Consider the following 24,813-nt stretch of genomic DNA (forward strand, 5'->3'; position numbering starts at 1 on the left):
GGGGCTATTCTCCCGCGCCGCGACCGGTGCCCGGCGCCAGGGTCGACGTGGCGATGATCTCGTCCGCGGCGCGCCGCGCGCTCGCGACGCAGGCGGGGATGCCGACGCCGTCGTACGCGGCGCCGCAGACGCGCAGCCCGGGGAGTTCGGCGACGGAGTCGCGGATACGGGCGACCCTGGCCTGGTGGCCGACCGGGTACTGGGGCAGCCCGTCGATCCAGCGCGTCACCTCGTGGGCGACCGGGCGGGCGGTGAGGCCGGTCGCCTCCCGCAGGTCGCGCAGGGAGACGTCGAGGAGTTCGGGGTCCTCGCGCTGGAGCTGTTCCTCCTCGCCGTAGCGGCCGATGGAGGTGCGCAGCACGAACAGGTCGGGGGCTGCCCTGTCGACCCATCCCCATTTACGGGTGGAGAAGGTCGACGCCTTGATGGTGCGGCCGTCGACGGGCGGGACGAGGAAGCCGCTGCCCTCGGGCATGGCACCGATGTCGGCGCGCCGGAAGGCCATCGTCACCAGCGCCATCGACGCGTACTCGACCGCGGCGAGTTCGGCGGAGGCGGCCGGTGACGCGTCGGCGAGCAGCGCGGAGGCGGACCACGCGGGGGTCGCGAGGACCACGCCGTCGGCGGTGAGGACACGCGCGTCGGGGCGGGTGGGGTGCCCGGTGCGCAGGTGCCAGCCCTCGGCGGTACGGGTCAGGGCGAGGACGGGCGTCTCCAGCAGGATCTCGCCGCCCCCGGCCCGTACGGCGTCGGCGACGGCGCCGGGCAGGCGGCCCACGCCGCCCTCGATGCCCGCGAAGACGGCGCCGCCCGGCTGCTTGGCAGCGGTCCGCTCCTGGATCTCGCGGACGCCGGCCAGCAGCGAGTCATGGGCCTTGACGGCTTCGAAGAGCTGCGGGACGGCGGCCTTCATGGAGATGCGGTAGGCGTCGCCCGCGTAGACCCCGCCGAGCAGGGGTTCGACCAGCCGGTCGACGACCTCGCGGCCGAGCCGCTCGGCGACGTACGCGCCGACCGCGACGTCGTCGCCGACCTCGGTGGGGGGCAGCTCCGGTTCGCGGGCGATCCGGGCGAGCCCTTCGTCGGAGAGGAGTCCGGCGAGGGCGGCGGGGTCGCCGGGCACGCCCATCACATGGCCCTTGGGCATGGGCCGCAGCGCGCCGCGCGTCCAGACGGAGGCGGTGGTGGCGGTGGGCGGCTGGAGCAGCGCGCCGAGCCCGACGGCCTCGGCGAGGTCGACGCCCTCGGGGCGGCGGGCGAGCATGGACTCGGCGCCGAGGTCGACGGGGGCGCCCTCGATCTCGCCCGTACGCAGCTTGCCGCCGAGCCGGTCGCTGGCCTCCAGCAGGGTGACCCGGATACCGGCGCCCAGCAGCCGGTGGGCGGCGGCGAGACCGGCGATACCGCCCCCGATGACGACGACATGGCCCGTATGCGTGTCCACGTGCTGCGCGCTCGACTCCATGGCCCCACTCTCTCAAACACGTTCACCCCGCCGGTAACGAGTCCTGACCGTGACCGCTTCGGAACCGTGGAAGGGCAACCCGCGCAGGGGCCCCACACGTCGAACCGGCGACATCAACCGAATACCTGGGGGGACCATGCGTGCGATGCCCGCGTTCGCGGCGGCACTGCTCACCGTTTCACTCGCGCTCGCCGGATGCAGCGCCGGATCCGCCGACGAGGCGGCCTCGAAGGGCGTCGCCAGGCCCGCGGAGGGGCCGGGAGGGCAGGCGGCCGGCCTGGAGGCGGGGGCGGGCGCCGGTGACGCCGCCACGCCCGGCGCCAAGGGCGCGGACGGGAAGAGCGCCGCGCCCGCCGGGGTCCATGTAATCCGTACCGCCGAGCTGACCGTGCGCGTCAAGGACACGCGGAAGGCGCTCTCCACGGCGCGGGCCGCGGCCGGGAACGCCGGCGGTCTGGTGCAGGACGAGGTGACCGAGCGGGACGAGGACAGCGGGGTGACCTCGCGGATCGTGCTGCGCGTCCCGCAGGACAAGTACGACGCGGTGCTGGCCGAACTGTCGGGCACGGGAACGCTGTTGACGCGCAAGGCGAACGCCGAGGACGTCACCGACCAGGTCGTCGACGTCGACAGCCGGGTCGCCTCGCAGCGCGTGAGCGTGGCGCGGGTACGGGAGTTGATGGACCGGGCCACGAAACTGAGCGATGTGGTGGCGCTGGAAGGTGAGTTGAGCAGCCGGCAGTCGGCGCTGGAGGCGCTGCTCGCCCAGCAGGCGTCCCTCAAGGACCGCACCACGCTGGCGACGATCACCCTGGAGCTCTTCGAGAACCCGGTCGTGAAGGAGGAGGAGAAGGCGGAGGATCCGGGGTTCCTGGACGCGCTGGGCGGCGGCTGGGACGCGCTCCTGACGACCCTGCGGTGGATCGGGGTGGTCCTCGGGGCTGCGCTGCCGTTCGCCGCCGCGCTCGGGGCGCTCTACCTGCTGTGGCGGCTGGTGCGCCGGCTGCTGCCCGCGTCGGCTCCGCCGCTGGTGGCGGCCGGGCCGGTGAAGCCCACGCAACCCGCCGAACCCGCAGCACCCGAGGCACCGGCCGAACCCGCCGAGCGGGGGCGCGAGGAGGACTGACCGGTTCCGTCCGCGTAGCGTTCCCTTCCGGTACGACCTTATGAACGACGACCTGGTGAACAACTCCCTGGTGAACAGGGACGGAGGGACGCGCACATGGCGGCGGAGCGCATGGTGGTCATCGGGGGCGACGCGGCGGGCATGTCCGCCGCGTCGCAGGCCCGCAGGGGCCGGGGCCCGGAGGAGCTGGAGATCGTCGCGTTCGAGCGCGGGCACTTCACCTCGTACTCCGCGTGCGGCATCCCGTACTGGGTGGGCGGCGACGTCACGGAGCGGGACGCGCTGATCGCCCGTACACCCGAGGAGCACCGGGCCCGCGCCATCGGGCTGCGGACCCGCACGGAGGCCGTGGAGATCGACCTGGCGGGGCAGCGGGTCCGCGCCCGCGATCTGGAGGCCGGTACGGAGAGCTGGACCGGCTTCGACAAGCTGGTCGTCGCGACGGGCGCCCGCCCCGTACGGCCCGCGCTGCCCGGGATCGACGCGCCGGGCGTGCACGGGGTGCAGACCCTCGACGACGGCCAGGCGCTGCTGGACACCCTCGCCGCGACCGAGGGCGGGCGCGCGGTCGTCGTCGGCGCGGGGTACATCGGCGTGGAGATGGCCGAGTCGCTGCTGAAGCGCGGGTACGAGGTCACCGTCGTGCACCGCGGCGAGCAGCCGATGGCGACCCTCGACCCGGACATGGGGCGCCTCGTCCATGAGGCGATGGACGGGCTGGGCATCACCACCGTGGGCGGCGCGGAGGTGGCCGCGATCCGTACCGGCGAGGACGGCCGGGTGCGGGCGGTGGCCACCGCGGACGCCGAGTACCCGGCGGACGTCGTCGTCCTCGGTATCGGCGTCGAGCCGGAGACGGCCCTCGCCCGCGCCGCCGGGCTGCCCGTCGGACCGTACGGCGGGCTGGTCACCGATCTGTCGATGCGGGTACGCGGCCACGAGAACGTCTGGGCGGGCGGCGACTGCGTGGAGGTCCTCGACCTGGTCTCGGGCGCCACCCGCCATGTCGCGCTGGGCACGCACGCGAACAAGCACGGCCAGATCATCGGCACCAACGTGAGCGGCGGCTACGCCACCTTCCCCGGGGTCGTCGGTACGGCCGTCAGCAAGGTCTGCGACCTGGAGATCGCCCGGACGGGGCTGCGCGAGAAGGACGCCCGCAGGGCCGGGCTCCAGTACGTGAGCGCCACGATCGAGTCGACCAACAGCGCCGGCTACTACCCGGGCGCCGCGCCGATGACGGTGAAGATGCTCGCGGAGCGGCGTACGGGGCGGCTGCTGGGGGTGCAGATCGTCGGCCGGGAGGGCGCGGCGAAGCGCGTGGACATCGCGGCGGTGGCGCTGACCGCCAGGATGTCGGTGGAGGGGATGACCACCCTGGACCTGGGGTACGCGCCGCCGTTCTCGCCCGTCTGGGACCCGGTGCTGGTCGCCGCGCGCAAGGCGGCGACGGCGGTCAGGGCGGCGGGCTGGTGAGCACCGCGCGGGCGGCGGGGGCGGGCGAGGTCGGGCAGGTCCGGCGATAAGGGACGAATTACCTCATCCCCGCCACTCCGGGGCGAATCACCTCCGTCCCACTCCCGCCTCACTCCCGCCCCACCAACACTTTTCGGCCAATCAGTGAGCGGTCTGCGTGTGCACGTAGTCGACGAGCCTGGTCAGTGAGTCCGGGTCCATGCTCGGCAGCACACCGTGGCCCAGATTGAAGATGTGGCCCTCCAGCCCGGCCGCCGCGTCCAGCACCTCACGGGCCTTGGTCTCCACCGCCGGGGTCGGGGCGAAGAGGACGGCCGGGTCCAGGTTGCCCTGGAGCGCCTTGCCGGGGCCGACCCGGCGGGCCGCCTCGTCCAGCGGGACGCGCCAGTCGACGCCGACGACATCGGCGCCCGCCTCGCCCATCAGGCCGAGGAGTTCGCCCGTACCGACCCCGAAGTGGATGCGCGGGACGCCGTACCCGGCGACCGCGTCGAAGACCTTGGCGGAGGCGGGCAGCACGGAGCGGCGGTAGTCGGCGGGGGCGAGGGCGCCCACCCACGAGTCGAAGAGCTGGACGGCGCTCGCGCCCGCCTCGATCTGCACGGTGAGGAAGGCCGCGGTGATCTCGGCGAGCCGGTCGAGCAGGTCGGCCCAGAGCTCGGGGTCGCCGTACATCATGGCCTTGGTGTGCTCGTGGTTACGGGACGGGCCGCCCTCCACGAGGTAGCTCGCGAGCGTGAAGGGCGCCCCGGCGAACCCGATGAGCGGGGTGGCTCCCAGCTCGCCGGTGAGCATGCCGATGGCCTCGGTGACGTAACCGACGTCCTCGGGGGTGAGGTCGCGCAGCCGGGCCAGGTCGGCGCGGGTGCGGATCGGCTCGGCGACGACGGGGCCGACGCCCGGCTTGATGTCCAGGTCGAGGCCGATGGCCTTGAGGGGGACGACGATGTCGCTGAAGTAGATCGCGGCGTCGACCTTGTGGCGCCGTACCGGCTGGAGCGTGATCTCGGTGACCAGCTCGGGGCGCATGCAGGAGTCCAGCATCCCGATGCCCTCGCGGACCTTCAGGTACTCGGGCAGCGAGCGCCCCGCCTGACGCATGAACCACACCGGTGTGTGCGGTACCGGCTCACGTCGGCACGCCTTCAGGAAGGCCGATTCGTACGTCTTCGTCTGCTGGCCCGGGGGGCGTTCGTTGGCGCTCACGGACAGAATCTTCCCATGTACGGGGAAGCCGCCGCCCCGGGCAGGGTGTCCCTCCCTGCGCGAGGCGCGGGTTCCGCCTACTCTTCCCCGCATGGCTGCGGCTCAGGGACAGTTTTCCGATCATTCCAACGGCACCGGGGGAACGGGCGGCGGGGAGGGGGATTCCGTCCCGCCCGCGTTCCGTTCCGCGGTCGACGCGCTGCGGACGGCGCGGCTGCGTCCCGGCGTCGAGATCGACCCGACCCCGGCGCCGAAGCGGCTCGCGCCGTACGCGTACGCCCTGGAGGCGGCGGTGGTCGACGGCGACGACGATCTGGCCGACGGCCGGCTGATCCTGCTGCACGACCCGTCAGGACACGACGCCTGGCAGGGCACGTTCCGGCTGGTGACGCTCGTACGGGCGGAGCTGGAGCCGGAGATGGCCGCCGACCCGCTGCTGCCCGAGGTGTGCTGGTCGTGGCTGACGGGGGCACTGGAGGCGCGCGGTCTGTCGTACGGGGAGGCGAGCGGCACCGTCACCCGGGCCGGGTCGTACTACTTCGGCGGGCTCGCGGAGCGCAGGCCGGCCACCCAGATCGAGATCCGGGCGTCCTGGACCCCGCGCGAGGGCCGGGGCGGACTGCCCGACACGGCGGCGCACCTGGCCGCGTGGTGCGATCTGCTCTGCCAGGTCGCGGGGCTGCCGCCGGGCGCGGGGGACACCGGGGGCGCCGGCGTGGTGTCCCTGCCCCAGCGACGCGGCCCGCGCATCCCCTGACGGGGCCTGCGGATCTCCCGACGCGGCCCACGGATCTCCTCCCGCCCACCTACGGCTCCCCTGACGGAGTCCGTGGCTCCCCTGACGCCCCTTCACCGCTCCGTCACACCACGTCCGCCGGGCGTCCCTCACTCGTCCGCCGTACACCCCCGCCCGGGGGACCACTCGTAGGATGATCGATCACGCATCCGAATTGCCCGAATTGTTACTCACTAATTCGTGATCATTCTCTAAAGGCGAGCGGGATTGCTGCCGAAGAGGTCAATGACCCTTCACACACGGTTCGCCCCGGCTTCATCCCCCGCAGCCGGCCCCGTCCCGCACCTTCCCAGGAGGCCTGGTGTCCGTTCTCCTTGAGCAGCCCGCAAGCCTGGTCGCCTACCGCCCGAACAAGCCGACGGCCATGGTCGTCGTGGCCGACCCACGCGTCCGCTCCACCGTCACCCGCCACCTGTGGGCCCTTGGAGTACGTGACGTCATCGAGGCGTCGTCCATCGCGGAGGCCCGCCCCCGCGTCGGCAACCCGCGCGACATCTGCGTTGCCGACGTCCACCTGCCCGACGGATCCGGGCTGACCCTGCTGTCCGAGACCCGGGCGGCGGGCTGGCCCAACGGCCTCGCCCTCTCCGCCGCCGACGACATCGGCGCGGTGCGCAACGCCCTCGCGGGCGGCGTCAAGGGCTACGTCGTCACCGGCACCCGTACGAACATCGGCCACCCCGGCCGCCCCGGCGTCGCCCCCCTGGGCGCCGGCCAGCGCATGCACCGCCGCCCTCCGGGCGCCCCGAACCACCCCGGTGGCTACCGGGAGCTGTCGGGCCGCGAGGTCGAGGTACTCAGGCTGGTCGCCGAAGGCCAGTCCAACAAGGCCATCGGCGTCTCGATGGGCCTGTCCGCACTCACCGTCAAGAGCCACCTCGCCCGGATCGCGCGCAAGCTCGGCACGGGCGACCGGGCGGGGATGGTCGCCGTGGCCCTCCGTACCGGAATCATCCACTGAACCGGACACACCACCCGACCGGGCCACTGACCGCTTCTCGCCCCCACCGCCCGTCGACGGAACGTTCCGTCGACGGGCGCCGTCCGTTCACAGATACCCTTGACAGGTGACCGACGCCCAAGAGACCGCAGCAGAGCCAGCACTGCGAACCACCGGGGGCCCGCGGCGGCAGTCGCTGGTGTCGCTTCCCCCGGACGACGTCGAAGCGGCGCCGATCCCCTTGCTGGAGCCCCGCGAGGGCATTCCACCGGTGGTCGCCACCGACGAGGCGCTCGCCGAGGTGATCGCGGCCTTCGCCGCGGGCACCGGACCCGTCGCCGTCGACGCCGAGCGTGCCTCCGGCTACCGCTACGGTCAGCGCGCCTACCTGGTCCAGCTCCGCCGCGAAGGCGCGGGCACGGCGCTGATCGATCCGGTCGGCTGCCCCGACCTCTCCGGACTCGGCGAGGTCCTCTCCGGTACGGAGTGGATCCTGCACGCGGCGACCCAGGACCTGCCCTGCCTGCGCGAAATAGGCATGATCCCCACCAGCCTCTTCGACACGGAGCTCGCGGGCCGTCTCGCGGGCTTCCCCCGGGTCGGCCTCGGCGCGATGGTCGAGAACGTCCTCGGGTACGCCCTGGAGAAGGGCCACTCCGCCGTCGACTGGTCGACCCGCCCGCTCCCCGAGCCCTGGCTGCGGTACGCCGCACTCGACGTGGAACTCCTCGTCGACCTGCGGGACGCGCTGGAGAAGGAGCTCGACCGGCAGGGCAAGCTCGACTGGGCGCACCAGGAGTTCGAGGCGATCGCCGCCGCCCCGCCCGCCCCGCCGCGCAAGGACCCGTGGCGCCGCACGTCGGGCATGCACAAGGTGCGCCGCCGCCGGCAGATGGCGGTCGTACGGGAGCTGTGGACGACCCGCGACCGGGTCGCGCAGCGGCGTGACGTCTCCCCCGGCAAGGTGCTCAGCGACACCGCGATCGTCGAGGCGTCGCTGTCACTGCCCGCCACCGTGCAGGCGCTGACGGCGCTGCCCGGGTTCGGACACCGGATGGGCAGACGCCAGCTCGAACAGTGGCAGGCCGCTGTCGACCGGGCGAAGGCCCTGCCCGACACGGAGCTGCCCCAGCCGGGCCAGCCCCTCACCGGCCCGCCGCCGCCCCGCTCCTGGGCCGACAAGGACCCGGAAGCCGCGGCCCGGCTCTCGGCGGCACGCGCCGCGGTCTCGGAACTGGCCGAGAGCATCACCATGCCGCAGGAGAACCTGATCACCCCCGACACGGTCCGCCGCGTCTGCTGGGAACCGCCGCAGGACCCCACGGAGGAGAACGTGGCGGCAGCCCTCACCGGCCACGGCGCCCGCCAGTGGCAGGTCGACCTGGTAGCCCCCCTCCTCACACAGGCGCTGGTTCTTTAGGGGCTCGGTTCGCCTCCGGGGCGCTTTATGCCACTGTCGACGGTCGACCGTGCTCGGCCCCTCGTTCCTCGGGGCCTGCGCGCTCTCCCTTTCGACAGCGGCGCGCCCCTTCGGCTCACTCGCCGGCCAGGCGCGCACTCAGGCCGAGGATTCCGGCACCGGGGAACCCTCTCGCCGGCCCCGGGGTGCGCCCGACCCTGGTGGCGAGTGAGCCGAAGGGGCGCGTCGGCGACGTAAGGGCGAGCGCGCGCAGGTTCGTGAGGTACGAGCGAACCGAGCACGGTCAACCGTCGGCGCCGACATGAAGCGCCCCGGAGGCGAACCGAGCCTCAAAAAACAAGCAGGACTGGGCAACTTGGTTACTGGTAAGTAGCATGGGGGTGGGCCCGTGCTACGTGCGGGCTCCGCAGTGCCATCCCGCACCCTGGAGGAGAGCCATCGTGCCTCGTACCGTCAGGGATGTCGTCTTCGTCGACGGCGTCCGCACCCCGTTCGGCAAGGCGGGCCCGAAGGGCATGTACCACGAGACCCGGGCCGACGATCTCGTCGTGAAGGCGATCCGGGAGCTGCTGCGCCGCAACCCGGATCTCGACCCCGCGCGGATCGACGAGGTGGCCGTCGCCGCGACCACGCAGATCGGTGACCAGGGCCTCACGCTCGGCCGTACCGCGGGGATCCTCGCCGGGCTGCCGCAGTCCGTGCCCGGCTATTCGATCGACCGTATGTGCGCGGGCGCGCTGACCGCCGTGACCTCCACCGCGGGCTCCATCGCCTTCGGCGCGTACGACGTCGTCGTGGCGGGCGGTGTCGAGCACATGGGCCGGCACCCGATGGGTGAGGGCGTCGACCCGAACCCGCGGTTCGTCTCGGAGAAGCTCGTCGACGACTCCGCGCTGTTCATGGGCATGACGGCGGAGAACCTGCACGACCGCTTCCCGCACCTCACCAAGGCGCGCGCGGACGAGTACGCGGTGCGCTCGCAGGAGAAGGCCGCGAAGGCGTACGCCAACGGCTCGATCCAGCAGGACCTGGTGCCGATCTCGATCCGGCGTACCGACCCGGCGACCGGGGAGACCGGCTGGGGGCTGGCCACCGCGGACGAGCCGATGCGGCCGGGTACGACGCTGGAGATGCTGGCCGGTCTGAAGACCCCGTTCCGGCCGCACGGCCGGGTCACCGCGGGCAACGCGGCGGGGCTGAACGACGGCGCCACCGCCTCGCTGATCGCCGCCGAGGACTTCGCGCGCGAGCAGGGGCTGCCGGTCAGGATGCGGCTCGTGTCGTACGCCTTCGCGGGCGTCGAGCCCGAGGTGATGGGGTACGGCCCGATCCCGGCGACCGAGAAGGCCCTCGCCAAGGCGGGGCTGTCGATCGCGGACATCGGTCTGTTCGAGATCAACGAGGCGTTCGCCGTGCAGGTGCTGGCGTTCCTCGACCACTACGGCGTCGCGGACGACGACGAGCGCGTCAACCAGTACGGCGGCGCGATCGCGTACGGCCATCCGCTGGCCTCCTCCGGCGTACGGCTGATGACCCAGCTCGCCCGGCAGTTCGAGGCGCAGCCGCAGGTCCGTTACGGCCTGACCACGATGTGCGTCGGCTTCGGCATGGGCGCGTCGGTCATCTGGGAGAACCCGCACTTCGACGGAGGCACCAAGTGAGCACCGCTGAACTCCTGAAGGGCGCGGCCGAGCTGTTCCCCGGCGAGGTCGTCACCCAGGCGCACGTACGCCACTTCGAACTTCCGGCGGGGGCCGGGCGGTTCGCGCTCATCACGCTGGACAACGGCCTCGACCACACGAAGCCGACGACGTTCGGCCCGCAGTCGCTGGCGAACCTGGACGCCGCGCTCGACCAGGTCGGGCGGGAGGCGTCCGAGGGGGCGATCGTCGGGGTCGGGATCACCGGCAAGCCGTTCATCTTCGCTGTCGGCGCCGACCTCAAGGGCGTGGAGCTGCTGAAGCGCCACGAGGACGCGCTGGCGATCGGCCGGGGCGGCCACGAGGTCTTCAAGCGGATCGCCGCGCTGCCCGTGCCGACCTTCGCGTACTACAACGGCGCGGCGATGGGCGGCGGCGTCGAGGTCGGGCTGCACTGCACGTACCGTACGGTCTCCGCGGCCCTGCCCGCGTTCTCGCTGCCGGAGGTCTTCCTCGGTCTGGTGCCCGGCTGGGGCGGCTGCACGCTGCTGCCGAACCTGATCGGCGCGGAGCGGGCGGTCTCGGTCGTCATCGAGAACTCCCTCAACCAGAACAAGCAGCTCAAGGGCGGCCAGGTCTACGACCTGGGTATCGCGGACGCGCTGTTCGACGGCGCGGACTTCCTGGAGCAGTCGCTGGCCTGGACGGCGTCGGTGCTCAAGGGCGAGGTGACGGTCGTACGGCCGGAGGTCGACCGGGGCGAGGCGTGGGACGCGGCCGTGGCGCGCGGGCGGTCCGTCGCGGACTCCAAGGTGCACGGCGCGGCCCCGGCCGCGTACCGCGCGCTGGACATCATCGCGGCGGCGAAGGACGGCGACCTCCAGGCGGGCTTCGACGCCGAGGACCAGGCCCTCGCTGACCTGATCATGGGCGGTGAACTGCGCTCGGGGATCTACGCGTTCAACCTGGTGCAGAAGCGCGCCAAGCGGCCGGCCGGCGCCCCGGACAAGTCGCTGGCCCGCCCGGTCACCAAGGTGGGTGTCGTGGGCGCGGGGCTGATGGCCTCGCAGCTCGCGCTGCTGTTCCTGCGCCGCCTGGAGGTGCCGGTCGTGCTGACCGACATCGACCAGGACCGGATCGACAAGGGCGTGGGCTATGTCCATGCCGAGATCGACAAGTTGCTGCTGAAGTCCCGGATCAACCAGGACAAGGCCAACCGGCTCAAGGGCCTGGTCTCGGGTGTGCTGGACAAGGCCGAGGGGTTCGCGGACGCGGACTTCGTCATCGAGGCCGTGTTCGAGGAGATGGGCGTCAAGCAGCAGGTGTTCGCGGAGGTCGAGGCGGTCGCCCCGGCGCACGCGATCCTCGCCACGAACACCTCGTCGCTGTCGGTCTCGGAGATGGCGTCGAAGCTGAAGAACCCCGAGCGGGTCGTCGGCTTCCACTTCTTCAACCCGGTCGCGATCCTGCCGCTGCTGGAGATCGTGCGCGGCGAGCGGACCGATGACGCGTCGCTGGCCACGGCGTTCGGTGTGGCGAGGAAGCTGAAGAAGACGGCGGTGCTGGTGAAGGACGCCCCGGCGTTCGTCGTCAACCGGATCCTCACCCGCTTCATGGGCGAGATCCAGAACGTCATCGACGAGGGCACCCCGGTCGAGGTGGCGGAGCGCGCGGTGGAGCCGCTGGGGCTGCCGATGTCCCCGCTGGTCCTGCTGGAACTGGTCGGCCCCGCGATCGGTCTGCATGTCTCCGAGACGCTGCACGGCGCGTTCCCGGACCGCTTCACGGTCTCCGAGAACCTGGCCGCGGTGGTCAAGGCGGGCAAGCGCGGCTTCTACGTCTACGACTCCGGGGCGCCGGAGCTGGACCCGGAGGTCGCGGCGCTGCTGAAGCAGGGCGACACCGTGCTGACGGAGGAGCAGACGCGCGACCGGGTCCTGGACGCGGTCGCCCAGGAGATCGGTCTGATGCTGGCCGAGGGCGTCGTCGCCGAGGCGCAGGACATCGACCTGTGTCTGCTCACGGGCGCGGGCTGGCCCTTCCACCTGGGCGGCGTCACCCCGTACCTGGACCGCGCGGGCGTCTCGGAGCGGGTGAACGGCAAGCCGTTCCTGGCGCCGGGTGTGGCGAGCGTGCCGGCGTAGTGCCCTGAACTGACCGGACCTGACGGGATCTTGCAGGGCGGGTCGACGGGCCGTACGGGAGTCTCCGTACGGCCCGTTCCGCGTGTACGGGTGTGTGACGGACGCCTGTACGGATGTGGGTACGGACGTCGCGTCTGAGCCAACAACCGGCGGGCCGTTGATCGGCACCGCCCGCGCGGCTACGTTCACCGCTGTGTGGTGGGCGGTGCTGGGAACGGTGGAGGTGCAGGTCGGTGGCCGGACGGCGGAGTTGGGGGGAGCCAAGCAGCGGCGGGTGCTGACGGCCCTGCTGGTCGACGCCGGGAGTGTGGTCCCCGTGTCACGGCTCGTGGACAGTGTGTGGGGCCGGACGCCACCGCCGTCCGCGGTCCGCACCCTGCGCTCCTACGTCGCCCATCTGCGGCGGGCGCTCGAACCGGACCGGCCCCCGCGTGAGGCCGGGAAGGTGCTGGTCAGCGTGGAGGACGGGTACCGGCTGCGCGTGCTGCCCGAGCAGTACGACGCGGCGCGCTTCGGCGCGCTGGCGGAGGCCGGCCGGCTGCGGCTGGCCGGTGGCCGTCCGCTCGACGCCCTCGCCGAACTCGACCGGGCGCTGGCGCTGTGGCGCGGCCCCGCCTACGGGGAGTTCGGCGCGGAGCCGTTCGCAGTGCTGGAGGCCGACCGGCTGGAGGAGCTGCGGCTCACGGCCCAGGAGTGGCGCTGCGGGGCCCAGTTGGCCGCCGGGCGGCCCGAGTCCGCCGCCGCGGAACTGCGCTCGCTGGTCGCGGCGGAGCCGTTGCGTGAGCGGCGGTGGGAGCTGCTGGCGCTCGCGCTCTACCGGTCCGACCGGCAGGCCGACGCGCTGGCCGCCCTGCGGGACGCCCGCCGGATGCTCGACGAGCACCTCGGTGTGGAGCCGGGGCGGCGGCTGCGCCGACTGGAACAGGCCATTCTCCACCAGGACCCGGAGCTGGATCTGACGCCGGGGCTCACGCCCGACGCGGCCCGGGAGCGGGCACAGGTGGCACCGGTGACACCGGTCGCGACCACTGACGCGCCCCGGGCCGCCGCCCCGCCCGTACCGGAAGCGGCGGTGGGTGGTGCCGCGCTCGCCGGGCGGCAGGAGGTGCTGGCCGCGGTGGACCGGGCGCTGGCGGCGCTGGCGGACGGCCGTGGCGGGCTGATGACGGTCACCGGGGAGCCGGGCATCGGCAAGACCCGGATCGCCGAGGCCGCCGTCGCGCGGGCCGGCGCGGCCGGGACCACGGCCGCGGTCGGCCGCTGTCCCGACGGGGAGGGCGTGCCCGCCCTGTGGCCCTGGCTGGAGGTGCTGCGCGCCGCGCCGCCCGGCGGGGGCCCGGACGCCGCCCCCGGTGACCGCGGGCGCTCCGGGACCCCCGCGGCGATGGTCGAACAGCTCGTCCGCGCGGCGCGGACACGGCCCTTCCTGGTGGTCCTGGAGGACCTGCACTGGGCCGATCCCGACTCGGTGAGCGTGCTGCGCGTACTGGCCACGATGGTGCCCGAACTGCCGCTGCTCGTCCTGGTCACCAGCCGTGACGGCCCCGAACTCGACGACTCCGCCGCCTCCGTGGTGGCCGGGCTGACCGGTGACTGGGTGACCCGCCACCCGCTGGCCCGGCTCACCGAGGCGGAGGTGGCCCAGATGCTCGCCGCGTACACGGGACCCGGTACGGATCCAGGACTGGCCTCGGTCGTCCACCGGCGCTGCGGCGGTGTGCCCTTCCATGTGGTGGAGCTGGCGAAGCTGCTGCCCGGGGCCGGACCCGGAGCCCGAACGCCGGCGGACGCGCTGCCCGAGGGGACCCGGGACCTCATCCGGCACCGGCTGCGGCGCCTTCCCGAGGGCGCCGAGGACGTGCTGCGCGTCGCGGCCCTACTGGGCGAGCGGTTCGGCCTCGACGTGGTCGCGGAGGCGGCCGGAGTGGAGGCGGACCGGCTCCTGGACATCCTGGAGGCCGGGGTGGCGTGGGGCCTGGTCGTGGAGTCCGGGCCCGTCGGCCACTACCGGTTCGGCCACGCCCTGATCCGCGACACGCTCCGCCACTCGCTCTCCCGGATCCGCCGGGCGCGCCTGCACGCCCGGGTGGCCGGCGCCCTGGAACGCCGGGCGGCCCAGGGCACCGCCGGAGGTACCGAACTGCTCGACGCGGTCGCGTTCCACTGGCTCGCCGCGGCCCCGGTCGGCCACGCCGAGCAGGCCCTCGCCGCCGTCACGGCCGCCGCTGAGCGGGCCGAGCAGGTGTACGCCCACCGGCACGCGGCCCGGCTCGTCGAGGCGGCGATCGGTGTCGTCGACGCGTACGCCGCCCCCACCACCCCCGAGGAGACCCGGCGGCTCTTCGAACTCGTCCTGCGCTGGGGCCGGTTGTGCTGTCGTGGCGCCCTGCGCCCCGAATCGGTCCTGGCCCTGGACCGCGCCATCGGCCTCGCCCGTGAGCTGGCCGACCCGGAGGCCCTGGCGCGCGCCGCGACCGTCCACACCATCGAGACCTTCACCCCGGTACGGGAGTACGGCAGTGCGCACGACACCGTACTGACGGCGCTGCGGGACGCGGTACGGCTGCTGCCCCGGCAGGACGCGCCGCTGCGCTGCCTGGCCCTCGCGGCGCTCGCGGCCGAACGGTACTTCGCGGGCGCCGAGAACGGCTCCCCCGGCGCCGACGGGCTCGTGGCGAAGGCGCGGCTCTCGGCGCAGGCGGTGGAGATGGCCCGCAGGCTCGGTGACGACACCCTGCTGCTGCGTGCGCTGCACCTGCGCCACCAGGCCGTACGCCACCCGGACACCCTCGCCGAGCGGCAGCGCCTGGTCGAGGAGCAACTGGACCTGGCCGGGCGCCCCGGGGTGAGCCCCGACTGGATGCCCATGCTGCTCCTGCGCCGGGCCCTGATCCGGCTGGAGGCGGGTGACATGCCCGGCGCCCAGCGGGACATCGACGACTGCGCCGCCGCCAACCGGCGGGTCAGACTGCCCGAGATCGAGGCCCATCTGCGCTGGTGGGCGGCGCTGCGCCACGGCCTGGCCGGGGATCTGCCGACGGCGGAGCGGCTGGCGGGACAGGCGTACCGGCACCATCAGCAGTCCGCGTGGGGTGCCGAGCCCGCCCTGTTCGCCCACCGGGTCTCCTGGCTGCTGGACGCGGACCGGTACGACGAGATGGAGGCGCTCGTCCTCGCGGCCAACCGTCCTGGTACCCCGATCACACCGGAGCACCTCGGTCTCGTCCTGGCTCTCCAGGGTCGTCTGGCCGAGGCCGGGACGTACTGTCCGCCCGCCGAGGCGCTGCCCGAACCGCCGCACGACTGGCTCTGGCTCCTCCAGATGGTCCTGCGTGCCTACACGTGGGCGCTCTGCGGTGATGTGCGCTCGTGCCGCTGGGCGCTCGACCGGCTGCTCCCGTACGCGGGGCGCGCCGTCACCACCGGTTCCGCGATGCTCTGCTGGGGCTCCATCGACCACTTCCTCGCCGAGGTCGCCGAGGTCGCGGGCGAGCGTACGGTGGCGGCCACCCTGATGCGCGGGGCGGTCCGGCACAACGGTGAACTCGGCTGTGTGCGCTGGGCGCAGCGGTCGCGGCGCAGGCTGGCCGAGCTGACCGCCGTACCCTGAACCGCTGTTGACCGCTCCCGGGCCCTCGGGCGTGGGCGTGCGGGAGGACCGGCGGCCGGTGAGCGTTCACCGGCCGCCGGTCCTCCTCCCCCTTTTCCCCTTCCCCCGTCCCCCCGTTTCCCTGTGTCCCCCGTCCCCCCGTTTCCCCCGTCCCCCCTCGCCCGTCGGTTCCGGGGACCGGCGCTCCGGTCGAGCGCGGTCCAGGTCATCCCCGCGTGCGGGGAGAAGGCCCCATCCCAGGTCCTGGAGGAACACCGTGGTCTTCCTTCGTCAGCCGAAGAGTGCGTTGAATTTGTCCAGCGGGATGTTCCACTGCTGCGACGTCGAGGTGTTGCTGCACGGGCCGGGGATGATCGCCCAGTTGTCGGCGGCGTCCGTGTCCATGCACTTCCTGCCGACGATGCTCTCCATCCGTACGCCCGCCATCCCCGCGGGCGGGGCACCGGGTTCGTACCGCACGATCTGCCACATCCGGGCCGTGCCGCTGCCGGAGGTGCAGCCGGCCGACGACAGGGTGAGGGTGCTGCCCGAGACGGCGGGGCACGAGCCGTTGAAGTTGCTCCTGATGTAGCGGTACTCGACGGGCGCCGTGTCGATCGGGGCGAGCGTCCAGTTCATCTCGCCCGACGTGCCGAAGCAGTCGCTGATCAGCGCCCCGTCCTGGAGCCTGATGCACAGCGCGCTCCGCTGGTTGGTGAACTTCACCGCCAGGGGGTCGACGGCGGCCGACGCGTGGGGCGCCGACCCGACGACCCCCAGAATCGCGGCGGCGATGACGCCTGCCCGCTTGGCCGGTGACAGCAAGAGGAGCCTCCTCCATGGGTGCGTGTTGGTCCGTACATCGACAAGAGTGGGGGGCGGAGGTTGTGGTCCGGTGGGAACTCGATGGGGGCGCGGTGGGAAACGGATGGGACCGCTGGGGAGCGGCCCGATGGGATCCCGGCCGGAGCGGACATCCCCCGGCGGGCAGGGGTGTGTCCTGTCGGCCGGCCGGTGCCGAAATGGCTAGCTTCGGCCCATGCCTCCGTTTTCGCCGTTCTATGTACTGCGCAAGCTGCTGCGTGGGGACCGCTGGCAGCGGCTGCATGTGAAGGCATCCGTGTGGGCGGTCCTCGGGGTCGTGGTGGTCCTGGTGCTCGGCTCCTGGATCATCGTTCCGTTCGAGTCGTCGGCTCCCAGGGCGACCATCACCTCGTTCCCGCTCGCGCTGTGGTGGTCCGTCGAGACCGCCACCACCGTCGGGTACGGGGACCTGTATCCGGTGACCGCGCCCGGACGCGTCGTCGCGGGCGTCGTGATGCTCGTCGGGATCTCGGTCTTCAGCATCGTCACCGCGTCCCTCGCCACCTGGTTCGTCGGCAGCGCGGCGCGCCGTGCCCGCAGGGTGGCGAAGGCCCTTGAGCACGTCGAGTCGGAGGGGAGGACGGACGCCGCCCGGGAGCTGCGGGCCCTGCATCTGCGGTTCGACCGGCTCGAACAACTCGTCGCCCCGGACCGGGGGCCACGCTCCGGGCCCGGTTCGGGTCCTGACTCCTGACGCCGACGCCTCCTGACGCCGGTCCCTCACGGCGCCGGTCCCTCGCGACGCCGGTCCCTCGCGACGAGTTGACCTCAAGGCCGCTTGAGGTTCTACGGTCCTGCCATGAGTATGGAGTCCACGGCCTGGACGCAGTTGCAGAACGTCATGAACGCGCGGCCCGAACGCCGGCCGTTCGCCCGCGCCACCCTCCGCCGTATCGCCGAGTTCGCCCGGCCGCACCGCCGCGGCATCATCCAGTTCGTCCTGCTCGGTGTCGCCACCGCACTGCTCGCGGTGGCGACACCCGTGCTCGCGGGCCGCGTGGTCGACGCGATCGTGTCCGGCGGCGACGAGGGGCTGGTGGTCCGGCTCGCCCTGCTCATCGCGCTCATCGCGCTCGCCGAAGCCGGCCTGGGCCTCCTCGGCCGCCGGCTCTCCGCCACCCTCGGCGAGGGGCTGATCCTCGATCTGCGGATCGCGGTCTTCGACCATGTCCAGCGCATGCCCGTCGCCTTCTTCACCCGTACCCGCACCGGGGCCCTGGTGAGCCGGCTCAACAACGATGTGATCGGCGCGCAGCGCGCCTTCAGCAACACGCTCTCCGGTGTCGTCAGCAATGTGGTGACGCTGCTGCTGACCCTCGCCGTGATGCTCACCCTCTCCTGGAGCGTCACGCTCCTCGCGCTCGTCCTGCTGCCCGTGTTCGTCGTGCCCGCGCGCCGGATGGGTACCCGGATGGCGCGGCTCCAGCGGGAGGCCGCCGACCTCAACGCCGCGATGGGCAACCGGATGACCGAGCGGTTCTCGGCACCGGGCGCCACGCTGATCAAGCTGTTCGGGCGGCCCGACGACGAGTCCGCCGAGTTCGCGGCGCGGGCCCGCCGGGTACGGGACATCGGGGTCCGTACGGCCATGGCGCAGGCCACCTTCCTCACCGCCCTGACCCTCGTCTCGGCCCTGGCCCTGGCGCTCGTCTACGGTCTCGGCGGCTCCTACGCCCTGCGCGGCAGCCTCGACCCCGGCGCCGTGGTCGCGCTCTCCCTGCTCCTCGTCCGTCTGTACGCGCCGCTGACCTCGCTCGCCGGCGCCCGCGTCGAGGTGATGAGCGCCCTCGTCAGCTTCGAGCGGGTCTTCGAGGTCCTCGGCCTCCAGCCGCTCGTCGCCGAGCGGCCCGGCGCGCGGCCGGTTCCCGACGGGCCGGTCTCCGTCGAGTTCGACGCCGTACGCTTCGGCTACCCCTCCGCCGACAAGGTCTCCCTCGCCTCGCTGGAGGAGGTCGCCTCGCTCGACACCCGCGGCGGCGCCGAGGTGCTGCACGGGATCTCGTTCCGCGCGGAGCCCGGCCGTACGGTCGCTCTCGTGGGCTCGTCCGGCGCGGGCAAGTCGACCATCGCGCAACTCCTCCCGCGCCTCTACGACACCGACGCGGGCGCCGTCCGGATCGGCGGTGTCGACGTACGCGACCTGTCCGCCGAGTCCCTCCGTGCCACGCTCGGCATGGTCACCCAGGACGGCCATCTCTTCCACGAGTCCGTCCGCGCCAACCTGCTGCTCGCCCGGCCCGGAGCCACCGACGACGAGCTGTGGGACGTCCTGCGCCGGGCCCGCCTCGACGGTCTCGTCCGCTCCCTGCCCGACGGGCTCTCCACCGTGGTCGGCGAGCGCGGCTACCGGCTCTCCGGCGGCGAACGCCAGCGCATGACCATCGCCCGGCTGCTGCTCGCCCGTCAGCGTGTGGTGATCCTCGACGAGGCGACCGCGCATCTCGACAACACCTCGGAGGCGGCGGTCCAGGCGGCGCTCGCCGAGGCGCTGGAAGGGCGTACCGCCGTGGTGATCGCGCACCGGCTCTCGACCGTACGGGCCGCCGATCTGATCCTGGTGGTCGAGGACGGCCGGATCGTGGAACGGGGCACGCACGAAGAGCTTCTCGCCACCGGGGGACGGTACGCGGAGCTGTACCGCACGCAGTTCGCGGACGGGGCGGCCGACCAGGGCGTGGCGCGCGCCCGGGACCACGGAGAGCTGGAGCCCGCCGACGGCTGACCGTCAGACCCGGCGCCACGCCTCCAGCGCCAGGCCCGTCTCGTCCTTCTGCCGGGTGACGCGCAGGGCTCCGTCGAGTCCGAGGCAGGCCAGGACCACCCGTCCCGTGCCGTCCAGGGCGAGCGCCGGGGCGCCCGCGCAGGGTTCGCCGGTGGGGGTCCAGTTCAGGCCCACCTTCTCGTCCTCGGTGGGGTAGGCGGCGACCTGGAGGCGGCCGTCGGGGCCGCGGCCGGCCAGGATCGTGCAGTCGTACCCGTCGACGGGGGTACGGAGCAGGGCGAGCGGGCCGGTGCCGGGGCCGCCGAGGGAGGCGGGTTCGGTCCCCGGGCGCCAGGCGCGGACGGTGGAGTCGTCCGCGTCGCGCCAGAAGCGGGTGAGCGCGCCGGTGCCGGTGCGCTCCGCGGTGACCGTGGCGTGGGCGACGGCCGCCGCCGGTTCCTCCTCGGCGCGCTCCAGTTTCGCGTCGGGCGTGCCGCGCAGCCAGCGCACCGTACCGCCGCCCGCCGGGACGAGGATGTCGATGGCCCCGCGGTCGGTGACGGCGGCGGAGGTCTCGCCGGTCAGGGTGGTGTCCGTGGCGTTGGCGCCGCCCCAGGGCTGCCAGCGGCCGGTGGGCGACTGGTGTTTGGCGGAGAGGCCGCCGTTGGCGTTGCGTACGAACAGGTGCATCGAGCCGGTCGCGTCCAGGACGGCGGACGGCATGCCGATACGGGCGCCCTTCCCGCGGTCCTTGCCGTGCGGATTGCCCACCGACTGCCAGTCCCGCAGCGGCCGGCCCGTCTGGTACTGGACGGCGTGGACGAGATCGCGCTCGACGTCCCCCTCGGGGCGCTGCCGGTCCCGTACCCCCAGCAGGTGGACGAAGCCCTCGGCGCTCCGTGCCACCGACACGTACGGCAGGAGCCCGGCGAGGGGCAGCGGCTCGGGTCCTGACCACGCGGGGCCGCCGGCCCGGGTCTCGGTCCAGCGGAGGACCCCGCCCGGGGTGGCGGCGTACGCGGTCAGCCGGCCGTCCTTGCCGCGCAGCAGCCAGCCGGTGGTCGCGGGGAGGGAGGCTTCCGCGGACTGCGCGGCGGGGGCGCGGTGCGGGTCCGTGGACGGCGGGGTGGTCGGCGCGGCGTCTCCCCCGCCGTCCCCCGACCGTTTCGACGTCCGTCCGGACCTCGGTGCCATGGCCCGCCGCCACCTTCCCGAGTACGAGAAAACCCAGACAACGATAGTACGCGCGGGTATGCGGCGCGGCGCGGCAGCCTCCCCGCTCGGGAACCGCCCCGGCCTCGCCGCCTGCCCCGGGTCCGTGCGGCTCGGTCCGTGCGGCTCGGCGGGCGGACGCGGCGCGGTGGCTGTGGCACGCTGCGACTGTGCTGAACAAGCTGATCGTCGACGCGGCGAATGTGGTCGGTTCCGTCCCCGACGGATGGTGGCGCGACCGGCGCGGGGCCACGGAGCGGCTGCGTGACTCCCTCGTGCCGCTCGCGGCGGACGGGGTGGCCGGGCAGCCGGGCCCCGTCGAGGTCGTGCTCGTCGTGGAGGGCGCGGCCCGGGGCGTGGAGTCGGTGCCGGGGGTACGGGTCGAACCGGCGGCCGGCAGCGGCGACGACCGGATCGTGGAGCTGGCCGCGGGGGCGGAGCGGGACGGGGTCGGGTGTGTCGTGGTCACGGCGGACCGGGAGCTGCGGCTGCGGGTCGCGGCGTACGGGGCGCGGTGCACGGGGCCGAGGACCGTACGGGAACTCCCGGACGAGCCCGCGTAGCGCGGGCCCGCCGGGGGCGTGTGTCCGGAAGCCCGGCCGGTGTCAGCGGGGCGTGTTGATGCGGCTGTGCGCCCGTCCGTACACGAAGTACACGACGCAGCCGACGACCATCCAGATGCCGAAGCGCAGCCAGGTCTCGGCGGGGAGGTTGAGCATCAGCCACAGGGAGGCCAGTACGGACGCGATCGGCACCCAGGGCACGAGTGGCGTGCGGAAGGAGCGCGGCAGGTCCGGGCGCTTTCGGCGCAGGATGATGACGCCGAGCGCGACCACGATGAAGGCGAACAGGGTGCCGATGTTGACGAGTTCGGCCAGCTCCTCGATGGAGGTGAAGCCCGCGACGACCGCGACGATCACACCGAGGAGGATCGTGGAGCGGTAGGGCGTGCCGAACTTCGGGTGGACGTGGGAGAAGGTCCTCGGCAGCAGTCCGTCACGGCTCATCGCGAAGAAGACGCGGGTCTGGCCGAGCAGCAGGATCATGCAGACCGAGGTGAGCCCGACGGCCGCGCCGAAGCTGATCAGGCCCGCCCAGAAGGGGTGGCCGACCGCCTTGAAGGCGTCGGCGAGGGGGGCTTCCACGGACAGTTCGGTGTAGTGCTGCATGCCGGTGACGACGAGCGACACGGCGACGTAGAGCACGGTGCAGATGAAGAGCGAGCCCAGGATGCCGCGCGGTACGTCGCGCTGCGGGTTGCGGGTCTCCTCGGCGGCGGTCGCGACGATGTCGAAGCCGATGAAGGCGAAGAAGACGACGGCCGCGGCGGTGAAGATCCCCATGACGCCGAAGTTGGTGGGGGTGTACCCGGCCATGAGCTGGATGATCGGCGCGGCCAGCCCGCCGCCGCCCTGGCTCTCCTCGGCGGGCGGGATGAACGGCTTGTAGTTGGAGCCGGTGATGAAGAAGGCGCCGACGATGATCACGAGCAGCACGACGGTGACCTTGACGGCGACGATGATGCCGGTGATCCGGGAGGAGAGTTTCACCCCGGCGACGAGGATCGCGGTCAGGACGAGGACGAGCAGGAAGGCCAGGAGGTCGAAGCCGAACTTCCCGTTCTGGGTGCCGGACAGGAAGTCAGGCAGGCTGGCCCCGGCGTTGCCGAGCAGGGAGCGTACGTACCCGGACCAGCCGACGGCGACCACGGCGCAGCCGAGCGCGAGCTCCAGGACGAGGTCCCAGCCGATGATCCAGGCGGGCAGTTCGCCGAGGGAGGCGTACGAGAAGGTGTAGGCGGATCCGGCGACCGGCACGGTCGAGGCGAACTCGGCGTAGCAGAGCGCGGCCAGGCCGCAGACGATGCCCGCGACGACGAAGCCGAGCGCGGTGGCGGGTCCCGCGGTCTGTTTGGCGACGACGCCGGTCAGCACGAAGATGCCGGTACCGATGATGACTCCGACACCGAAGACCGTCAGGTCGAGCGCGGAGAGGGTCTTCTTGAGCGCGTACTCGGGCTCTTCGGTGTCACGGATCGACTGCTCTACGTCCTTTGTACGGAAAAGACCGCTTCGGGCCGGTCCTGGCTCCTGCTGCGTACTCACCGGCGTACCTCCGTGTGCGCGTTCATCCGGCAATAATCGAGAGGTTGCGGGCCCCGATATACCCGGTATCGGCGTAATTCACACGGATGGGCCGTTCCGACCTCCCTGGAAGGGTGGTCGGAACGGCCCATCCGCGCCATCCGGCGCGGTGAGATCCGGATGTCGGAGGAGGGTCAGTCGCGGGCGACCTCGGCGGACGCGTCGGCCAGCCGGCCGTCGAGCTTGGCGACCAGACCGGTCACCTGGCGGGCGATGTCCGGCGCGGTCAGCCCGATCTCGGCCATGACCTCCTTGCGGGAGGCGTGGTCGAGGAAGCGCGGCGGAATGCCGAAGTCCCGCAGCGGTACGTCGACCCCGGCGTCCCGCAGCGCCTGCGCGACGGCCGAGCCGACGCCGCCGACCCGGCCGTTGTCCTCGACGGTGACGACCACGCGGTGCTGCTCGGCGAGCGGGGCGAGCGTCTCGTCCACCGGTTTGACCCAGCGCGGGTCGACGACCGTCGTCGTGATGCCCTGCTTGTCGAGCAGCGTGGCGATCTCCAGGCACATCGGGGCGAGCGCGCCGACGGAGACGAGGAGCACGTCGGCCGTGCCCTCCTCGGGCCTGCGCAGTACGTCCATGCCGCCGATCCGGCCGAGGGAGGCGACGGCCGGGCCGACGGCGCCCTTGGAGTAGCGGACCACGGTCGGGGCGTCCTCGATCTCGACGGCCTCGCGGAGCTGGGCGCGCACCTGGTCGGCGTCGCGCGGCGCGGCGATGCGCAGACCCGGCACGCACTGGAGCATCGACATGTCCCACATGCCGTTGTGCGAGGCGCCGTCGGTGCCGGTGACCCCGGCGCGGTCCAGGACGAACGTCACTCCGCAGCGGTGCAGGGCGACATCCATCAGGACCTGGTCGAAGGCGCGGTTGAGGAAGGTCGCGTAGAGCGCGAACACCGGGTGCACCCCGCCGGTGGCGAGGCCGGCGGCGGAGACGGCGCCGTGCTGCTCGGCGATGCCGACGTCGTAGACGCGGTCGGGGAACGCCTTCGCGAACTTCGCCAGGCCGACGGGCTGGAGCATGGCCGCGGTGATCGCGACGATGTCCTCGCGCTCGTGGCCGAGCTTGACCATCTCCTCGCCGAAGACCGACGTCCAGTCCATACCGCCGGCGGCGATGGGCAGCCCGGTGTCGGGGTGGATGGGGCCGATGCCGTGGAAGTGGTCGGCCTCGTCCTGCTCGGCCGGCTCGTAGCCGCGGCCCTTCTCCGTGATGCAGTGCACGATGACGGGGCCGCCGAAGCGCTTGGCGCGCAGCAGCGCGGACTCCAGGGCCTCGATGTCGTGGCCGTCGATGGGGCCGACGTACTTCAGGCCGAGGTCCTCGAACATGCCCTGCGGGGCGATGAAGTCCTTGAGGCCCTTCTTGGCGCCGTGCAGCGTGTCGTAGAGGGGGCGGCCGACGACCGGGGTGCGCTCCAGAAGGTCCTTGCCGCGGGCCAGGAAGCGCTCGTAACCGTCGGTGGTGCGCAGGGTCGCGAGATGGTTGGCGAGGCCGCCGATGGTCGGCGCGTACGACCGCTCGTTGTCGTTGACGACGATGACGAGGGGGCGGTCCTTGGCGGCGGCGATGTTGTTCAGCGCCTCCCAGGCCATGCCGCCGGTGAGAGCTCCGTCACCGATCACCGCGACGACATGGTCGTCCTTGCGCAGGACCTCGTTGGCCTTGGCAAGGCCGTCGGCCCAGCCCAGGACGGTGGAGGCGTGCGAGTTCTCGATGATGTCGTGGTCGGACTCGGCGCGGGAGGGGTAGCCGGAGAGGCCGTCCTTGCTCCGCAGCTTCGAGAAGTCCTGACGCCCGGTGAGCAGCTTGTGCACGTACGACTGGTGGCCCGTGTCGAAGAGGACCTTGTCGTTCGGGGAGTCGTACACACGGTGCAGGGCGATGGTCAGCTCGACGACCCCGAGGTTCGGGCCGAGGTGGCCGCCGGTCTTGGAGACCGCGTCCACGAGAAAGGACCGGATCTCGCCGGCCAGCTCCTGGAGCTGCTCCGGGCCGAGCCGGTCCAGATCGCGCGGTCCCCTGATGCGGGTCAACATCGCCACCCGTGCCTCCTTGCGTGTATGAGCCGTCAAGCCTGCCGATCC

General features: G+C 72.9%; 17 protein-coding genes. 11 read left to right on the top strand and 6 right to left on the bottom strand.

Features of this window, described 5'->3' with window-relative positions; translation table 11 throughout:
* Positions 1-4: 4 nt before the first annotated feature.
* Positions 5-1,465, bottom strand: coding sequence for a protoporphyrinogen oxidase (gene hemG, locus ACIO3P_RS08865; protein ID WP_401848396.1), 1,461 nt, complete (start codon positions 1,463-1,465; stop codon positions 5-7).
* Between the two features lie 145 nt (positions 1,466-1,610).
* Between hemG and ACIO3P_RS08870 the strand changes: the two genes are divergently transcribed.
* On the top strand, positions 1,611-2,591 hold the full coding sequence (locus ACIO3P_RS08870) for a DUF4349 domain-containing protein (protein ID WP_401848395.1): 981 nt from the start codon (positions 1,611-1,613) through the stop codon (positions 2,589-2,591).
* 96 nt (positions 2,592-2,687) lie between these two features.
* Entirely contained in the window at positions 2,688-4,067 is a 1,380-nt protein-coding gene (locus ACIO3P_RS08875; RefSeq protein ID WP_401848393.1) for an FAD-dependent oxidoreductase, read from the top strand.
* A gap of 141 nt (positions 4,068-4,208) precedes the next feature.
* On the opposite strand, the gene hemE is transcribed toward ACIO3P_RS08875, so the two are convergent.
* Positions 4,209-5,273 (bottom strand): uroporphyrinogen decarboxylase, encoded by a 1,065-nt coding sequence (hemE, locus tag ACIO3P_RS08880; protein ID WP_329823580.1) that lies wholly within the window; start codon positions 5,271-5,273, stop codon positions 4,209-4,211.
* Positions 5,274-5,364: 91 nt separating this feature from the next.
* On the opposite strand from hemE, the gene ACIO3P_RS08885 reads away from it, so the two are divergent.
* The 6 genes from ACIO3P_RS08885 to ACIO3P_RS08910 all read left to right on the top strand — a co-directional run bounded on the left by ACIO3P_RS08885 (position 5,365) and on the right by ACIO3P_RS08910 (position 15,823).
* Positions 5,365-6,030 carry a DUF3000 domain-containing protein gene (locus tag ACIO3P_RS08885; protein WP_329823582.1) on the top strand — a complete coding sequence of 222 codons (666 nt, stop codon included), beginning with the start codon at positions 5,365-5,367 and terminating at the stop codon, positions 6,028-6,030.
* A 340-nt stretch (positions 6,031-6,370) separates the two neighbouring features.
* Entirely contained in the window at positions 6,371-7,030 is a 660-nt protein-coding gene (locus tag ACIO3P_RS08890; RefSeq protein WP_329823583.1) for a response regulator transcription factor, read from the top strand.
* A 106-nt stretch (positions 7,031-7,136) separates the two neighbouring features.
* Complete coding sequence (locus ACIO3P_RS08895; RefSeq protein ID WP_329823584.1) at positions 7,137-8,429, top strand: ribonuclease D; 1,293 nt, start codon at positions 7,137-7,139, stop codon at positions 8,427-8,429.
* A 440-nt stretch (positions 8,430-8,869) separates the two neighbouring features.
* On the top strand, positions 8,870-10,090 hold the full coding sequence (locus tag ACIO3P_RS08900) for an acetyl-CoA C-acyltransferase (protein WP_329823585.1): 1,221 nt from the start codon (positions 8,870-8,872) through the stop codon (positions 10,088-10,090).
* On the top strand, positions 10,087-12,213 hold the full coding sequence (locus ACIO3P_RS08905) for a 3-hydroxyacyl-CoA dehydrogenase NAD-binding domain-containing protein (protein ID WP_401848390.1): 2,127 nt from the start codon (positions 10,087-10,089) through the stop codon (positions 12,211-12,213). Before ACIO3P_RS08900 ends, ACIO3P_RS08905 begins: the two co-directional genes overlap by 4 nt.
* A gap of 157 nt (positions 12,214-12,370) precedes the next feature.
* Positions 12,371-15,823: a BTAD domain-containing putative transcriptional regulator gene (locus tag ACIO3P_RS08910; RefSeq protein WP_401978128.1), complete on the top strand. Its 3,453-nt coding sequence runs from the start codon at positions 12,371-12,373 to the stop codon at positions 15,821-15,823.
* A gap of 270 nt (positions 15,824-16,093) precedes the next feature.
* Here the strand turns inward: ACIO3P_RS08910 and ACIO3P_RS08915 are convergent, their stop codons facing one another.
* Positions 16,094-16,627: a hypothetical protein gene (locus ACIO3P_RS08915; protein ID WP_401848386.1), complete on the bottom strand. Its 534-nt coding sequence runs from the start codon at positions 16,625-16,627 to the stop codon at positions 16,094-16,096.
* Positions 16,628-16,841: 214 nt separating this feature from the next.
* Between ACIO3P_RS08915 and ACIO3P_RS08920 the strand changes: the two genes are divergently transcribed.
* Positions 16,842-17,360: a potassium channel family protein gene (locus tag ACIO3P_RS08920; protein WP_329823590.1), complete on the top strand. Its 519-nt coding sequence runs from the start codon at positions 16,842-16,844 to the stop codon at positions 17,358-17,360.
* A gap of 105 nt (positions 17,361-17,465) precedes the next feature.
* Positions 17,466-19,388 (top strand): ABC transporter ATP-binding protein, encoded by a 1,923-nt coding sequence (locus ACIO3P_RS08925; RefSeq protein WP_401848384.1) that lies wholly within the window; start codon positions 17,466-17,468, stop codon positions 19,386-19,388.
* Positions 19,389-19,391: 3 nt separating this feature from the next.
* On the opposite strand, the gene ACIO3P_RS08930 is transcribed toward ACIO3P_RS08925, so the two are convergent.
* Positions 19,392-20,561 carry a hypothetical protein gene (locus ACIO3P_RS08930; protein ID WP_401848382.1) on the bottom strand — a complete coding sequence of 390 codons (1,170 nt, stop codon included), beginning with the start codon at positions 20,559-20,561 and terminating at the stop codon, positions 19,392-19,394.
* A gap of 191 nt (positions 20,562-20,752) precedes the next feature.
* On the opposite strand from ACIO3P_RS08930, the gene ACIO3P_RS08935 reads away from it, so the two are divergent.
* Positions 20,753-21,142 carry an NTP pyrophosphohydrolase gene (locus tag ACIO3P_RS08935; RefSeq protein WP_329823765.1) on the top strand — a complete coding sequence of 130 codons (390 nt, stop codon included), beginning with the start codon at positions 20,753-20,755 and terminating at the stop codon, positions 21,140-21,142.
* 42 nt (positions 21,143-21,184) lie between these two features.
* Here the strand turns inward: ACIO3P_RS08935 and ACIO3P_RS08940 are convergent, their stop codons facing one another.
* Together ACIO3P_RS08940 and dxs are read right to left on the bottom strand one after the other, a co-directional pair.
* Positions 21,185-22,684, bottom strand: coding sequence for an amino acid permease (locus ACIO3P_RS08940; protein WP_401848381.1), 1,500 nt, complete (start codon positions 22,682-22,684; stop codon positions 21,185-21,187).
* 173 nt (positions 22,685-22,857) lie between these two features.
* Positions 22,858-24,765, bottom strand: a complete 1,908-nt coding sequence (dxs, locus tag ACIO3P_RS08945) for a 1-deoxy-D-xylulose-5-phosphate synthase (RefSeq protein ID WP_401848831.1) — start codon at positions 24,763-24,765, stop codon at positions 22,858-22,860.
* Positions 24,766-24,813: the final 48 nt, after the last annotated feature.

Origin of the sequence: Streptomyces sp. NPDC087310 (assembly GCF_044744405.1) — a bacterium.
In the GTDB taxonomy this organism is placed as follows: domain Bacteria; phylum Actinomycetota; class Actinomycetes; order Streptomycetales; family Streptomycetaceae; genus Streptomyces.